At 36.7% G+C, this 16576-nt stretch carries 13 protein-coding genes, 1 tRNA gene and 1 pseudogene; 4 read left to right on the forward strand and 11 right to left on the reverse strand.

Translation table 11 applies throughout. The features are described from left to right. Positions 1-43: 43 nt before the first annotated feature. The 9 genes and pseudogenes from DYQ05_RS11945 to DYQ05_RS11980 form a co-directional block, all read right to left on the reverse strand. The gene (locus DYQ05_RS11945; protein ID WP_252723386.1) at positions 44-2167 is read right to left on the reverse strand and encodes a prolyl oligopeptidase family serine peptidase; all 2124 of its coding nucleotides are present in this window, start codon (positions 2165-2167) and stop codon (positions 44-46) included. A gap of 407 nt (positions 2168-2574) precedes the next feature. Then, positions 2575-4066, reverse strand: a pseudogene (locus DYQ05_RS14190) (peptide ABC transporter substrate-binding protein). 143 nt (positions 4067-4209) lie between these two features. After that, positions 4210-5613, reverse strand: a complete 1404-nt coding sequence (locus DYQ05_RS11955; RefSeq protein ID WP_024467176.1) for a TP0584 family protein — start codon at positions 5611-5613, stop codon at positions 4210-4212. 45 nt (positions 5614-5658) lie between these two features. Beyond that, the gene (gene coaD / locus DYQ05_RS11960; protein ID WP_020966287.1) at positions 5659-6153 is read right to left on the reverse strand and encodes a pantetheine-phosphate adenylyltransferase; all 495 of its coding nucleotides are present in this window, start codon (positions 6151-6153) and stop codon (positions 5659-5661) included. Between the two features lie 6 nt (positions 6154-6159). Further along, on the reverse strand, positions 6160-7593 hold the full coding sequence (locus tag DYQ05_RS11965; protein WP_206183502.1) for a hypothetical protein: 1434 nt from the start codon (positions 7591-7593) through the stop codon (positions 6160-6162). A 34-nt stretch (positions 7594-7627) separates the two neighbouring features. Beyond that, the gene (locus DYQ05_RS11970) at positions 7628-9763 is read right to left on the reverse strand and encodes a hypothetical protein (RefSeq protein ID WP_206183503.1); all 2136 of its coding nucleotides are present in this window, start codon (positions 9761-9763) and stop codon (positions 7628-7630) included. A gap of 184 nt (positions 9764-9947) precedes the next feature. Continuing rightward, positions 9948-10021 (reverse strand) — tRNA-Pro (locus DYQ05_RS11975). Between the two features lie 63 nt (positions 10022-10084). Then, a complete protein-coding gene (locus tag DYQ05_RS14200) occupies positions 10085-10339 on the reverse strand; it encodes a hypothetical protein (protein ID WP_252723388.1) in 255 nt (84 codons plus the stop codon). Next, entirely contained in the window at positions 10332-11147 is an 816-nt protein-coding gene (locus DYQ05_RS11980) for a hypothetical protein (protein ID WP_252723389.1), read from the reverse strand. The genes DYQ05_RS14200 and DYQ05_RS11980 overlap by 8 nt, the downstream gene beginning before the upstream one ends. Positions 11148-11408: 261 nt before the next feature. On the opposite strand from DYQ05_RS11980, the gene pcnB reads away from it, so the two are divergent. Genes pcnB through DYQ05_RS11995 form a run of 3 tightly spaced genes read left to right on the forward strand, consistent with a single transcriptional unit; the run spans position 11409 to position 13459 of the window. Beyond that, entirely contained in the window at positions 11409-12536 is a 1128-nt protein-coding gene (gene pcnB, locus DYQ05_RS11985) for a polynucleotide adenylyltransferase PcnB (RefSeq protein WP_024467172.1), read from the forward strand. Continuing rightward, entirely contained in the window at positions 12533-12775 is a 243-nt protein-coding gene (locus tag DYQ05_RS11990) for a hypothetical protein (protein WP_029410378.1), read from the forward strand. Before pcnB ends, DYQ05_RS11990 begins: the two co-directional genes overlap by 4 nt. Then, complete coding sequence (locus DYQ05_RS11995; protein WP_024467171.1) at positions 12776-13459, forward strand: DUF8091 domain-containing protein; 684 nt, start codon at positions 12776-12778, stop codon at positions 13457-13459. A gap of 78 nt (positions 13460-13537) precedes the next feature. Here DYQ05_RS11995 and DYQ05_RS12000 read toward each other — a convergent pair whose 3' ends face one another. Together DYQ05_RS12000 and DYQ05_RS12005 are read right to left on the reverse strand one after the other, a co-directional pair. Further along, positions 13538-14293 carry a flagellar filament outer layer protein FlaA gene (locus tag DYQ05_RS12000; protein ID WP_020966294.1) on the reverse strand — a complete coding sequence of 252 codons (756 nt, stop codon included), beginning with the start codon at positions 14291-14293 and terminating at the stop codon, positions 13538-13540. A 19-nt stretch (positions 14294-14312) separates the two neighbouring features. Continuing rightward, a complete protein-coding gene (locus DYQ05_RS12005; protein ID WP_024465179.1) occupies positions 14313-15059 on the reverse strand; it encodes a flagellar filament outer layer protein FlaA in 747 nt (248 codons plus the stop codon). Between the two features lie 209 nt (positions 15060-15268). Between DYQ05_RS12005 and DYQ05_RS12010 the strand changes: the two genes are divergently transcribed. Next, positions 15269-16567 (forward strand): HD domain-containing protein, encoded by a 1299-nt coding sequence (locus DYQ05_RS12010; protein ID WP_206183504.1) that lies wholly within the window; start codon positions 15269-15271, stop codon positions 16565-16567. The last annotated feature ends 9 nt before the right edge of the window (positions 16568-16576 follow it).

Below are 16576 nucleotides of genomic sequence, written 5' to 3' on the forward strand. Positions count from 1 at the left end.
GAAAATAAAAATCCCCGCTTTTATAAGCGGGGATAAAAAGGTTTTAAAGAGTTTCACCCATTTGATAAAAAATAAATGAATAAATATCCGCCGTTTCTTCAATTATTTTTGCAGTCGGCTTGCCTGCACCGTGTCCCGCATTTTCCGTAATGCGTATTAAAATAGGTTTCTTGCTTGTACAAATATCATGCAAAGCTTGAGCATATTTAAAAGAATGAGCGGGAACAACCCTATCATCATGGTCTCCGGTTGCTATAAGTATCGCCGGATACTCTACATTCGGTTTTATATTGTGAAGCGGAGAATATGCATAAAGATATTCAAACATTTCTTTACTTTCCTCGCTTGAGCCGTATTCGTCAATCCATGCCCAGCCTATAGTAAAATGCTGATACCTGAGCATATCCAATACGCCTACATGAGGAATTGCAACTGCAAAAAGGTCAGGTCTCTGATTAGTTACGGCACCTATTAAAAGACCTCCGTTGGAACCGCCTTCTATTGCCAACTTTTCAGGTGATGTATATTTATTCTCGACTAAATATTCTCCTGCAGCTATAAAATCGTCGAAAACATTTTGTTTATTCATTTTTTTCCCGGCCTCATGCCATTCTTTTCCGTATTCCAACCCTCCGCGTAAATTTACGCATACGTAAATTCCGCCCGCATCTAAAAATACCGCTATTGAAGGTGAAAATACCGGAGAAAGAGCGACTCCGAATCCGCCGTATCCGTACATCAAAGTAGGATTATTTCCGTCAAGTTTAATCCCTTTTTTTGAAACAATGTGCATAGGAACCTTAGTTCCGTCTTTGCTTGTAAAAAACACTTGCTTTGCTTCATAATCATTCGGATTAAAATCTATAGAAGGAACAAAAAAATCGGTTAAAATATTCTTTTTTATATCATACTTGACAATCTTTCCCGGCGTCGTGTAAGAAGTAAAACTGAGATAAACCGTGTTGTCTTCCTCATCCGCACCGAGATAGCTTATACTTCCGTTTTTAGGTAATTTTACTTCTACAGAGTTTTTGCCGTTGAGATCATATACAACCGCAAAATTCTGCACATCTTTAAAATACAAAGCAAGAATCTTGTCTTCCGTTACTATACATGAAGACAAAAGATAATCCTGACCGCTTAAAACATCTTCCGAACTTTCCGCGGAAGGGTTATCTATCGAAGTTCTTACCAGTTTATAAAAAGGAGTGCCTTCATTCGTTAAAAGATATAAATATTTTCCGCTTATTCCGGCAGGCGAAACCGCCTCTCCGGCTCCCCGATTATATTGTTTAAAAGAAAGTTCCGCTTCCGGAAAACCCCGTTTCAGGTCAGCAATATACAACGAATTACCTTCATTTCCGAGAGCTTGTGCAATAACAAAAAGAATGCCGTCGGGTTCAAAGGCAATACCGGAAAAAATCTTATACGGATTTTTATCATCGGAAAATATTAACTTGTCGTCTTTTGTCGAAGTTCCGAGTTTATGATATTTTACTTTTTGAAATTCGTTTTTTTCGGTAAGAGCATTTTTTCCTTCGGGAGCATCATAGCAGTTATAAAAAAAGCCGTCTTTATACCACGATAAATCCGAAAATTTTACCCATTCTATACGGTCTTCCAAGCGTTCCTTTTTTTCCGTATCCATAACAAAAATTTCTTCCCAATCGGAACCGCTTTTTGAAACTGAATAAGCCATATATTTTCCGTCTTCCGAAAAAGACATGCTTTTCAAAGCCGCAGTACCGTCCTCACTTAATGTATTAGGGTCGAAAAAAACTTCGGCTTCTTCCTCCGCATTTCCGGCATTTTTTTGACGGTATATAATACCCTGATTTTGTAAACCGTCCGTTTTGGAAAAATAATAATACTCTCCGGCCTTAAAAAATCCCGAACGTCTTTCATAATTCAATATCTTTTCCAAACGCTTTTTAAATTCATCACGGAAAGGAATCTTTGACAGAAATTCATCGGTTTTTGCATTTTCATTTTTTACCCACGCAATAACCTCATGAGCATTATCGTCTTCCAGCCAGCGGTAAGGGTCTACAACCTCAGTTCCGAAATAGTTATCTTTTACCGCTTCTTTTTTCTTTCCGGCCGTATTTTCAGTACCGCACGAAAAAATCAAAACCGTCATACATATAAGAAAAATAATTTTTTTCATTTTGTACCTCATACGGAAAGATTATAATAAATAAAAAAATAGCGTCAATGGATATGCGCTTTATTATATACGATGAATTCTATTTAATTAGAATAGCATACTTTAAAAACTGTATATTATTTAATTTATACATATCATGAAAGGTAATTAAAATACTTGCTTTAAATTCACAATTGATTTGCAGTAAAAAAGAATTTATGTTATCTTTTAAAACAATGTCAACCTTTACTTCAGGTTCATCTAAAAGTAAAATATCGGGATTATGCAAAAAGCGGCATATTGAATCGGTTTTATATTTCCTCTCTATTCATTTTCAACTCTATCCGACTTACAGGAAAGCCTTACGGTAAAACAGCTTAAAACCGCAGTTTTAAGCTGTCCGTGTTCAGCCTACAGTTCCCGTATTACTATTTTTTAAGATAGTTTTTTACGATACCCGGGATAGGCTGAGGTGATGAAAATTTAATAAATTTAAACGGGTGAATATCGATTGCATTTGAAAACCAGCCTCCTATAGAAAAGGTATCGATAATATTGACACTTGTATTGTGCGAAATAGGAATCACCACGCCTTCGTCCAAAAGAAGCTGCTCGGCTTTTGCAAGATAGCCGTAACGTTTCGTTACTTGAGTCTCCGACCCTGCCCTTCTAAGCATTTGTTCAAATTCCGTATTACTCCAGCCTGAATCATTAAGAGTCGATTTGGGTCTGAACATCTCTAAAAAAGCCAAGGGGTCGGCAAAATCCCCTATCCATGAAATTATGCCTAAATTATAATCCTCCGTTTTAAGCTCATCATAATATTTTGCAAAAGAAGAAAAAACGGCTTCCGTTTTTATACCTATCTTTCCCCAAGCATTTTTTAAAATTTTAAAAAGCTCTTTATAATAAGCGGTATCGGGCAGTTTTATTATCAATGATTTCTCATCTTCCGTTAATTTTAATTCGTTTATGAGCTGCTCAGCCTTATATACATTATATTCCGTAATACCTTCAACTTCAGGATAACCTACAAGCGGAAAAATAAGCGAAGAAGCCTGAATCAAGTACCCGTTTCTTAATTCTTCATAAGGGATTGCCAATAAAAGGGCTTTTCTGAATTCCTTGTTTTTAGTTTTTTGAGAAGATGTTTTAAAGAAAAAATATTCCGTTGCAAATAACGGGTCTATATGAATATAACGGCTGTCTCCTATTTTAGAAAGTACATCGGCGCGGGAAAGCCAATCTATTTCGCCCTTATTGAATTTTTCGGCTGCCGATTCTTCCTGTAAATTCAAAACCAAAGATATTTCAGGTATTTGAACTGAAGCTGTGTCCCAATAGTTTTCGTTTTTTTCTAAAAATATTTCGCCGTCGGTAAACCGACTTATTTTATATGCGCCGCTTGAAACAGGCTTAAATGCCTTTTTTAGCCGAATCGAATCCGCTTTGTTTTACAAGCTGTCCCGCCTCCTTCAGCTGATTTCCGTACACGGCCGAAAACGCATGGTGGCATAAAATATTCGGTAAATGCTCGGAAGGGCTGTTCGTATATACCAAAAGGACGTATTCAGATTCCGCCTTTATACCGACCTGTTCTTTATTTTTTAATTTTCCGGTTCTATAATCCGCAGCTCCGTCAATGCAGTCCAAAAGAGAAGCATATTGATACCCGGCTCCCGGAGTTAAAAGATTAAGCCATGCATCAACGAATGTTTTTGCCGTAATAGGGTCTCCGTTTTCAAACTTGGCATTTTTCCGCAAAGTAAAGCGCCAAGTCCTTCCGCCGGTAACCGACCATTTTTCCGCAATTGCGGGAACGGGTTGTAAGGTATAAGGGTCATAGACGACAAGCCCTTCGTATAATGCCGTAAGCATTTGAGCTTCGTCCGCATTAAACGAAATATGCGGGTGAAGCATAGGGATACCAGTAGAAATTGAAACGGTTAAGCGTTTTTTTTCTCCGTTTTTTTTCTCAACATTTTCTTCCGAAAAACAGCATATGGAAACAAGCATTAAAATAATTGCAGCCAGCGTCTTTTTCATCAATTACTCCCATAAAGTTAAATTATACCGAGTTTTTTCATTTGTTCGGCTTCTTCGGCAAAGGCCGTATATTCAGCCCTGCATTGATTTGCTTTTATAATCGAATTTGTAATTGTAGTTACTTCAATTTTTATTCCGCGAATTTTTCCTCTAAGTTCAGGTTTGACTGTTTTATAAAATTCGTCAAGGCCTGTCATTTCTTTTAATAACTCATTACTTTCACTTATATATTTTGTAAGCAAATTCAAAAGGACTTCATCGTTCATTGCACCGATTTTTCGCTGAACCGCAGGACTTGCAGCCGAAATGCTTTGAAATAAGGTTATTTTTCCCGTCATTTCTTTTTCAAAAGAATTGTAATTTATAACCTGTTTTTTTCTGGTCTGAGTAATCGGATCCGATATTGTAACGGTAATTTCTCTGTCTCTTCCTGAAATATTAAAAGCCTGTTTTATCGCTTTTATGATACTTTTAAAAAAGCTCCGGCCGGATTTATGAATAAGCTCTTCATTTGATTTTATTTTTTCCAATGCAATTTTAAAATGCGGCGCCGTATTGCCTAAAAATTTTAAACCGGCCAATAAACTGCGCCGGTGATTTTCTTCATATTTTTCTTCAACCTTTTCACTTTTTTTCGGATACAGTTTATTCAATATTTCCTGTCTGAGTCTTACGGAATCGTTTCCGCAGTCTTCTTTAATTATTTCGATAATCAAATCCGTGTAAAACGGTTGCTTTTTTAAAGTTACGGAAAAAACTTTTTTTATTTCTTTTAAAGCATTTGAAGGGTTTAAACAATCGTTGGGCGAAATGTTAATCTTAGGCATAATTTCACGTCTGATTAAAAGCTTATATTCTTCACGGTGAAACACGGTAAGTTCTTTTAAAAGGCCGTTTATAACAGCTTCGCTTTTCGCCAAATGAGAAACGGAATCTTTCAGTAAACTTGAAGTGAGAGTATCCGGACTTGTAAAAATTCCGCGCATAATATCGACAAGGCCCTTGGTATTGGGGTGATTTGATGTGTTGGAAAAATTACCCCATAAAAATGTATTGTTTAACTCAAATAAAATCGATATTCTTTTGGGCCCCAAAAAATCGGTATTAAATTGATAATAATTATTTAAAAAATCGAGCATCATTTCGTAATGCGACAGGCGCGAACCTATCACGCTCGTTTTTTCGGAATCCATAAAAGGCTCGGTTCTGGGTATTTCTATTTCGGTCATACGGCTGTCGTATTTATACGGGTCATCGTGTATGGCCCGCTTTTTTAATAAAATACTTCTTATCGCTTGAACTGCCGTACTTTGAATATTATAATTTTCCTGCATTTGAGGAAGAAGAGTCGTGTTAAATTCCCGTTTTTTAGATTCAAGAGTCGCAGATAAATGCTCTACAAATTCTTTTGCAGTTTCCATACGTTCAATATCGGTAAACTGAAGGCTTTCCTTTACAAAAGTTCATTACCTCTCCGTCAATTGCAAATCTATCTTATCTTTTAAAGCCTTTTCGACAAGGGGCGGCACCATTCCGGATAAATCACCGCCGAAAAACGCCAGTTCTTTTATGGAGCTGGACCTTAAAACAAAGTATTTCGGGTCCGGAAGTAAAAATATCGTTTCAATTTTTTGATTTAAACCTTTATTCATTAACGCTAAATCGAATTCGTACGAAAAGTCCGAAACATTACGAACACCTCGAATTAACACTTGAGCACCTATTTTAACGGCATAGTCTACAATTAAAGTACTCCATGTACTTACTATAACATTATTCCATTTTTCAACAAGTGCGGTCATCATATCCCGGCGTTCTTCTCCCGAAAACAGACAACGCTTATTATTGTTCACTGCAATTACCACATGCACTTCGGTAAATATTTTTTGAGCACGTTCAATTACATTAAGATGTCCGTAAGTAGGCGGGTCGAAAGACCCCGCAAAAACAGCTTTTACCATAATTTCTTAATACCCCACAACCACCGAAACATTAACTTCTCTTCCTACGGCTTTAAAGCTGCCCGTAAAAGACGGAGAAACTGCGGCGGCGGCAACCTCAAATCTAAAAATACGGCTATCGAAAAAAAAGCCTAATTTATTTTTCCAAATTTTATCTTCTCTTGAAAACACATAATATAAACCCAATACTTTTAAAAAACGGCTTTCCAAACGCAGCCCAATATCGATATAAAACGGGCGGAGAAAATGACAGCCGATGCCGGGTGTAATTATAAGATACTTATTTTTAAACGGATAAATATCCGAGCTTATATTAAATTTTATAGGTCTTAAAATCCTTTTCGGCGGTAAATCGTAAACGGGTCCTGACGAAAAAAAGTCTACCAATGGTGTTTTTACGTTTATGTTTTCATTTTGCATAGGGGAAAGAAGTCCGTATAAATATTTTATAATGGAATCGATTTCGATTTTACCTTCAGAAATATGGGAAAACCCCTTATTAAGGCGGGCAGGAACAACAGGTATGTGTTTAAGCGAAAAATTAAGCGTTGCAATATCGTTAAATTTATATGAGCCGTCAAAACCTATATCGAAGCCGCCGTTTTTCAACATTGAATTAACCGACTGCAAGTTGAACTTACCCGAATTCTTATTAAAAATAGGTATATCGGTATAAAGAACGGCGTTTGATTTTCCCTTTGCATAAAGCCTTCCCGTAGAGGCATTGTTTTCAAATTCGTAACTTACAAGGCTATATTCGCCGTACATAAGCGGCACAAAATATGAACCGCTTACTTTAAATTTAAAATTCTTTATCTTCATACCGAAAAAAAGCGAAGTATCTACAAAAGAACTGGACATATTGGTAATCTCTCCGGCTATTTTACCGTTTTCGGGAGGTCCTTTTACAATAAAGTCAATCAGGTTCTTAGGTACGTTAATAAGAGAAAAGCCTTTCGCACTTACATAAGTGCCGAATTCATACTTGTCTTTTATACGTATAGTTAAAAAGGTATTAAGATAAGCCAATACGTTTGTCGAAAATCCGGCCTTGGGTAAGCTATCGGACAGTTTGTCAAAATTTATTTCAAATTCGGGAGTAAAAAAATCTTTAATGGAAAAATAAGAATTAGAAGCTCCGGCAGCCAAGTCTATCCCGAGTTCAAATTTTGTTCTTCCGTTTGCAAAAAAATCTTTCTTTATACCGCTGTCAGTTTTTTTTAACGGAATGCCGTCTATGCCGTTCCGCCGTCTTATCTCTTCCAACATATTTTCGGTTTGGGAATCTATTATATCTTCGCCGTTTTTTAAACCGTCCTTTTCCTGCGGAATACCGCTTTCCTCAGGCGTTTCCCCCTCTTTGGAAGAAACGCTTTCTTGAGAAAAACCGTACAGCGATAAGCAGACAACGGCTGTAACCGTTAAAAACAATTTTTTCATAATTTAATAAACTTAAACCCGCACTATAATCGGTTTACTTTAAATTTACATTGACGGTTTCGTTGATGTCCAATTTTACACTGACGGACGGTGATACGGTAACCGGTTTTTCAAGCGATACCGCATGCGAACCCTTAGGAGCGACAACTTCCATATCCACAACAAAAGGATAGGTTTTGTTTATATCGGCAATATCCTCTTCGGTTATTTCTACAGAGACAAGCCCCTTTCCGGGTTTAAGCTGCACATTCTTTTTAAACTTGCCGTTTTTACCCGTCAATACCGCATCTAAAGAAATGCCTGAACCGTTATAATAATCCAGTTTAAGAACGACCTCTTTTACGGCCTTTGTCGCCTTATCGATTAAGCCGTTACCCGAATCGGGACGCTTAAAAAAGTCTCCCGAACCGTCAACTTTTCCCAAAACGATATCTTTGGCAGTGTTAAAAGAAAGGGGAATTACTAAAAGTAAATCGCCGCTTATCTTCGAGGTTTTTCCATCATTGCCTTTAATGTCTGTTTTATAAATTTTAATTTCATTTAATTTAAGTTCATAATTAAATTTAAAATTCGTGCTGTCCTTTCCGAAGGGCTCGGAAAGGTCGGCTTCTTTACTTGCTTCAGGGAGAGAGCCCGAATACACTGAACCGTTGTTTGCGTTATAGAAAAAATCGGGAAGCGGAGGAACAAATTTTACTTTTTCCTCAGTTCCTTCTGAACCTAAAAGATAAGTTTGTTCTTGATTATTTGTTTCCTTATTAAGGTAGTCCAACGAAACCTTTCCGTTTAAATCCGTATTTTTATTGCTTAAAATATCGGAGCTTATATAGACATAGCCTTTTACATTATTTAATCTTATACCCTTTTTTTGAAATTCTTCAAATCCGCCCAAATTTATATTATCGCTTTGAGCCTTCGGGTATGAGCCTTTGAAAATACCGTTTTCATTGGGATTTATTACGACAAACTCCCAATCCGGTGTAACTTTAATTTTACCGCCGAAAGAAACCTGTTTTCCCGCTTCGACATTTTTTATTTTTAAAGTTTTTGAAGATTCGGAATAGTCACCGACAGTCATATCTACAGTAAAGTCTATATCCGTTTTATCTTTAGGGGAAAAATCAAAGTTTTCTCTTTTGATTGTTTTTGTTTCACTGGAACCGGATTTAAATGTAGCTTCATTAGTACTATCTTTATTTATTCCGAAAGCCTCGGAAGAAACCGCTATTTTTATATCATTTCCTTCAGGTAAATTGTTTTTAACGGTTATACTTGTACTTAACTCTTTAAAATGAACATTTTTTACCCATTTTTTTAAATCGTCGGAAACGGGAGTTTTTTTCGTTACCTTAGGACTAAAATTATCAGGCATTTTTACTTCAACGTATTCAAACTTTTTAATTTTTATTTCAAAATTGGAAGTAGCATTTTGGACGGGTGTAGAATTATCACTTTTTATTTCTATCTTGCCCGCTACCTTTACCTTATTTTTATTTATTATCTTCTCCTTTAAATCAGCCTTACCCTCAGAATTTAAGGTTATCTCCAAGCCTTCTCCGTCTTGAGTAATTTTTATTTTTGAATAATCGAAAGTAAGACCTTGTCCTCCGGAAGGAACATCTATTTTAAAAGTAAGTTCCCCATCGCTGATTTTAGCTTTTTCAAACACGCCTATATTTACAGGCACAACAATTTCTTTTATATCAACCTCATGGTTAAACTCTCCGGAAACCGGTATATTTATATTTGGCAATATTCCCAAATCTATTTCTTGACTATACTTAGGAGGATTTTTAAAAGTAAAACTTTTTTCTTCCAAGGCGACGGATATTTCTTTTTCCGCCTCTTTAACCGCATTAAAGTTTTTACTCATATCCAAATCCAAACCGGTTATAGGATAGCGTATCAAAAAAGCGGAACCCTCTCCTTGGTATCCGGGGTATTCGAAAATCTTACTTTTAGCAAACTTTTCATCTTTACTTATATCTTCAATAATCTTTTTTGCAGACAGATAACTTGAAAGCCTTACGTCAAGCGTTCCGGCGTTTACGTTAAATTCGGGACCGGCTTTTATCTTAATTTTAGAAAAAAGCGATGAAAAAATAGAAGGTTTGCATGAAACAAGGTTCATTGCAAAAACGGCAAAAATAATATATCTATATTTTTTCATAATATCGTCTCCTTCAACATTATTATAACAAAATATTACGCAAAAGGCAATTTCAAGATTCACTATACACTAAGATAACTTATTTTATAAAAACCTCTATTGCCCCGAATAAAATTTATGCCCGCTCTATACATTAGGATAATAAAGCAGGCATACATATTTTAAATAAAATTTATAAATTAAATCGGGCAACCCGGATTTGAACCGGGGACCCCAAGTCCCCCAGACTTGTACGCTAACCAACTGCGCTATTGCCCGTAAAATACCGCAGAATAGTATAAAAAAAACGGAAAAATGTCAATAGCAAAATCCTTCGTAAATTTAAAAAAACGAAGAATGCCGGCTATCACCTTCCGTTTTATATGCGGATTTGGAATCCTTTAATTTTAAATCATTTTCAAACAAAAAAGCTATATAATAATCTTCAAGTGTATTTTTAGGTCCCTCCGCATTTAACCTCTTGCGGGCGTCCGCATTATTCCGTCTTTGCACATAAGAAGAATAAAAAAGGCGCGGGTCCGTATTGGAAAAATCAAATTTCTTATTCAGCATTGCCGCCACTCCGCTCCTATCCACCGACAAAACTCCGCGTCTTATAAGTTCTTTCCGCACAAAAAGAAATATCTTCGTAAGAAATACCGAAAATAAATTCTTCCATCGCCTGCCCTATCGCCTCATTTGCCAGTTTTTCCGTCATAAATCTTTGCCAAGATTCTCCCAATTCGGCGGAAAGCAAAAACAGTTCGCTTGTTCCCATCATAGTACCGAACACGGGAGCAATTTTGTCTCTGGCTGTCCATACCCTGGTTAATACGGGAGCAAACGCCGTTGTATTTTTATCAAGACGGTGCTCCCACAAATAAGTCAACGCCTCCGCAGCCTTTGCACGCTTGTCGGTATTTAAAATATTGCTGTCCAAAATAGAAATATAAACATCTTCGGCCATTATAGTAAACATAATATCGAGGGTTACAACACGCAGCTGTTCAACTTCTTCTTCCGAAAAAGCCGACTTGGAAGCAATTTTAGTAAGAGCCGAAAAGGTATGAAATTTCGCCACTACAAAACCTCGACCCAAAACGGCCTTTGTCGGCATAGAAAGCATTCTTGAATCCGGAGGAGTTTTACAAAGATTATCTATAAGGGTTTGTTGAGAGCGCTGTTCGCCTGCAAGCACACTGGTTTCATGTATTGACGGAAATCTTGAAATTGCTGCAGACATACGCTCCAAATCCATAAGTTTTTTCCCTATTTCCAAACAGGCAGTCTCATTTTTTCCGCTTAACCGGTTAAAAAAAATTTCTACAAAACGCTTTTCGGTATCATTTAAAACAACAATATCGGTAGAAATCATTTCGGTTATACTTTTCTTTCTTTCAGTCATACTACTCACGGGGAAGATACTAACACATTCGGAATAAATTTAAAAGGGGGTTATAAAATACAACAGGGTAAACCGTACAATCCCGTTACAATATTCAAATATAAACTTGAAATTTTGTTCACTATACGCAATCCTATAGTGCATATATCCTCATTTTATTATAAAATACATAAAATGTAAAAAAAACGCAAAAAATATCGGTAAAACGTGCGGGCGGTAATTGACATAAATGCGTTTTAGTTGCAAAATATTAGCTTAAAAATGCTGGTTAGATACGGTCAAAATGCTGACGGAAAACAGGTTCGGCAGGCTTTGGTTTACACAAAGAATGAACATTCTATAGAGCGTAAAAAGGTAGATGCCGAAGCCGTAAAAATTATTCAACGTTTAAATTCTCAAGGTTTTGAAGCATACATAGTAGGCGGTGCCGTACGCGATATGCTGATAGGTAAAACGCCTAAGGATTTTGATATTGCAACTTCCGCAGAGCCTTCAAAAATACGCCGTATTTTTAGAAACTCAAGAATTATCGGTAAAAGGTTCAGACTGGTACACGTTTTTTTCGGAGAAAAAATCTATGAAGTATGTACTTTCCGTTCTACGGAAGACGGAACGGTAGGTAATAAATTCGGTACAATTTACGAAGACGTACACAGACGCGATTTTACATTAAATGCCCTTTATTATGACCCTATAAATGAACTTATAATAGATTATGTAGGCGGCGTAAAGGATATAATGGCAAAAAAAATAAAACCGATAATACCGCTTCCCGTTATTTTTGCCGAAGACCCCGTGCGCATTCTAAGGGCAATTAAATATGCGGCTATTACAAATTCCAAAATACCTTTTTTCGTACAAATGCAAATCAAAAAAAACTCGCATCTTTTGGAATTTGTTTCACCTTCAAGAATGACGGAAGAGATAAACAAAATCATATTCAGCGGTCATTCCCTCGACATAGTAAAAATTCTTTTACACTATCGTATCTATGTGTATATGCAGCCGGGGGCTTGTGCTTTTATAGATTCTTCCGAACAATTTAAAGAAGAATATTTTGAAAGTTTAAAAAATCTTGATACAAAGCTTTCCGAAAAACATATATCCAAACAGGGAATATGTTTAAAAGCTCTTTTATTCGACTATATAAAACTGATTGCAAACCCCGAGGGTATTCCCCAAGAGGTTTATATGCAAGTATATCCCGAATGCAGGCATTTTATTTTGCCTATGAATCCTCAGCGCAGAGAATTGGAATTCGCCGTTAAAAGCTGTCTGAACGACTTAGGCATAAAGGTAGCTATGGAACGCACCGCTTCCGTTTCTCAAAACACAAATTCGAATACGGCAACAAAAAAGCGCCGTAAAAAGAAAAAGGCTTCCGTATGACGCTTTATGAATACTACATAGTCTTTCCCGACGGTGAAAAACAGGAAATAAACCGCTCCATTCCGGCAGGATACCTCATAGATATAAACGGAAATCCTATTTCCGGACCGCTGCCTACCAATAAAATGATTGCATATCAAGTAGCGGGAAAACGAACCCTTCAAGAGTGCGGAATTATACGAACCTTTTATATTTTGGAACAGCTTACAGCCGAAGAACTTTTGGATTACTCATATTAAATGATAAATACTTATAATGAAACGGATTTGCACAAACAATTAAAAGAGTTTTTTTGTCCGAAGGGAGGAAAAACCGAACAGCCCCTTATGGGAAGCATTTGCGATATTTTATGCAAAAACGGTAAGGTTATAGAAATTCAAACTTCAAATTTGGCGGCTTTACGTGTAAAGCTGGAAAAATTTTTACCGTTAAGGAATGTAGAAATAATCTATCCCATTCCTCTAAAATCCGTTATAACAGTTTTAAATAAGGACGGTCATGAAATCCGCCGAAGGAAGAGCCCGAAAAAAGGAAGTTTTTTTCAAATATTTAAAGAACTTTCAGGCATATATCATTTATTCGACAGCGGCAGACTAAAATTAAAACTAGTTTACATAGAAAATGAAATTATAAAGGCGGAAAAATCCGCTTCCGCAAAGGACGGTAAAAAGCGCCGAAGCGAAAGACCCGGAATTATCAATAAAAAACTTACCAAAATATTCGATATTGAAGAATTTAAAAGCCTTTCTTCAATTTGTACACCTATTTTAAAAAAAATTCCCGAGGAATTTACCAATAAAGATTTAATAAAAATCGGAGCCGGAAAATATGCTTCGTACACTTCCTGGTTTTTTAAAAAATGCGGATTTATTATACCTGTAGGGAAAAAAGACAGGTTTACATTGTATAAAAAAACCCTTTAAGAATTTCCTTAAAGGGTTTTAAAATATAAACTATTTTTAATCCGTTTCCGGATAATTTATGTATAACGGATTTAAATTTTACCAGTTATCGTTCATATCGTCTTCATCACGCATATCAACTTCGTATAAATCGCTCACAACACGGAGGTCATCGAAATAGATATAGTAATGTCCGTACGCTTCTTCAGGGTCGCATTCAATACGGAAACCTACAATCTTTAAACCCATACTTGTTCCGTAGTGATAGTCCTTTTGGATAATCCCCGTTTTTCCTGCCGAATTCTGCGGAGGAATTGCAACTGTCATCAGCTTCCAGCCGGAATGATTTAACTTTCCTACATAAAGCTCAAATCGTTTTCCCCAATAATCTTCAACAAGAAGTTTTAAAACGTGAGGATAGCTTCTTCCTACAACCCAAACGCTGGCGGTTTTTGCAATACCTTCTACAGGAAGAGGCTTTGTAGCATGTACTTCAAAGGAGTTATAACCTCGTCTATAGTAAGAAACCTTTACACCCAAAACCTTTGAATCGGGCAATCCCAGACCTTCTTCCGCGGGAATAGCTTTTTTATTCTTAGGATTTCCATTAAATAATCTGGCTTTAATTACGCCTTCATCAGCGGATATCTTCGAATTCCATGTACCTTCGGTTTCAAACTTATCGATGGAAACTTCTTTAATCCTCTGCTCAGCAGTATCGATTCCCACTCTTGTAGGGTCTGCAGCATCAATAGTAGAAAATTTATTATCGTCATTGGTATTTGCTTCTTCCTGAGCAAATCCGAAAAACACGATTCCAGTTAAAAACAAAATTACAGCAAAATGCTTTTTCATGTTAATCCCCTCCTACGAGTTATTTACCTTCGGCATCGCTGCCGCCGTTGTTTTCACCGCCGTCCTTGTCTCCGTTAAAATCGGATTCATACAATTCATAGCCGTCAAAAGAATCCATAAACGCATCCGTAAGAGCTTTAAACTGGTCAAAGAAAATTTTAAACTCATCAACTCTTTCACTGGGTCTTGTTCTTATTCTGAAAGCCACAAACGAAAGGTGTTTTTTATTGCCCAAATACTTGGACGACTGGGGTATATTTGTAGGAACCGTAACATGCATATTATTCCAGCCTTTAAAATTAACCAGTCCCATCGGAAGAGTATGAACTCTGCCTTCACAATCCCTGACAAGAATTTCCAAATCGTAATAATATCCTGCACCCCAAACCCACATATCCAAGCGGTGAATATGCCCTTTAAACGGGATTTCATAGGGGTTGCCGTCTTTTGTAGGAACAATATCGACCCAGTTATCACCCTTACGGTTAAATTTAACCTCAAGTCCTAAAAATTTTGCTTTTTCGGGTTCTTCCTGCATTACACGTACAGCCCGAGGCATTCCGTCAAAATACTTAATTTTCGGATAGCCTTCAGTAACGAATTTACTTCCGACAGCATGGTAACTCCATTCCTGACCGTCGGGTTCATCAAAAGCGTCAACCATATAGGTCTGATAGTTAACAGATCCGTCTCGTGCCGTTAAAGGCATAAATGCGAACAAAAGCACCAAAACGATGCCCGCAAAAATTAAACCGCCATGTTTCATTTATAACTCCTTTTGTTGCGTTACAAAATTCTGTCGTTTATTATATTAAAAAAATCATTATTTGTCAAACCTAAATAACGGTTTTTTCAAGTAAAATAACGATGCAGTTAAATTATCGGCAACTTTATTTCATTTCTACAGTCATTTTACAAATAAATTGACTATTCCTCGACATTATACCAAATTTATGCTAGAATATCAATTACTTTATGCTTGAATTATACGATTTTTCTAAAACAATTAGGGACCCTATATGGAATAATATACCGATGACGGAAGAGCTTTACGGAATAACAAAAACCGAAATTTTTATGCGGCTCTATAATATAAAACAGCTCGGGCCCGCAGAATTGGTTTACCCCGGAGCGAGCCATACTAGGGCGGCTCACAGTATAGGCGTTTACAATGCGGCGTTAAAAATGTTAAAGATTCTTATTCAAAAAGGCGCCGAAAAATGGGTGAGCCGGAGCGGAGCCGTATCTTTTTTAGCGGCAGCCCTTCTTCACGATGCCGGACATTTCCCGTTCACACATTCGTTAAAAGAGCTTAATTTAAAAGAACACGAAGAATTAACTGCGGAACTTATTTTACAAAAGGCAGTTTCCTCTCTTATCGAAAAAGCGGGAGGAAATGCGGTACAAGCCGCCGCAATAGTTTCCGGAGAAAAAAGCAAAGATACGGAAACAAGCTTTTTTCAAAAAATCCTTTCGGGAGTTCTCGACCCGGATAAATTGGATTACCTTAACCGGGACGCTTTTTATTGCGGCGTACCTTACGGGATTCAGGATACGGATTTTATCTTATCGCAAGTTTTACCGGATAAACAAAACGGAATAAAAATAGATTCAAAGGCTATTATCAGCGTAGAGAGTGTATTGTTTTCAAAATATCTTATGTATAAAGCGGTATATTGGCATAAAAAGGTTCGTATTGCTACCGCAATGATGAAAAAAGCTCTTTTTGAGGGACTTGAGCAAAAACTTTTTTCTGCGGAAGCCCTATATCATCAGGACGATAAAGGCATATTTAAGTTACTTGATTCATGCAAGTTTAAAGAAAAGCGGCTTGCGGAAGATTTACGGAAAGGAATTTTGTTCAGTATAATGGTAGAAATACCGTTTAATCCGTTAAATAAGCGGCATACGGGATTGGAAGATTTAAAAGACAGAAAAAATAAAGAGGTTTTAATTGCGGAAAAACTTTCGACTTTTTTAAAAGAGAAAATAGAAGCGGAAGATGTGCTTATAGATATTCCCGAAAAAATTTCATTTGAATCCGACTTATTTATCCGCGACGAAAATACTACTTTTAATAAAAGTTCCGCTATTTTTTCGGAAGATTTTATCGGAACATTCGTACCTGCACTGCGGAAAATAAGACTGGCCGTTTCGCCGAAAATTTATAAAAAAAATATTAAAATGTTCTCCCGACAATCTTGCAGAATTTTTAAATTTAGAGTAGAATACATATTGTATTCCTCTATGTGCAGCAGCAGTAAGTCGGAATAAAATAAGGAG

It is taken from the genome of Treponema pedis (assembly GCF_017161325.1).
Lineage (GTDB): Bacteria > Spirochaetota > Spirochaetia > Treponematales > Treponemataceae > Treponema_B > Treponema_B pedis.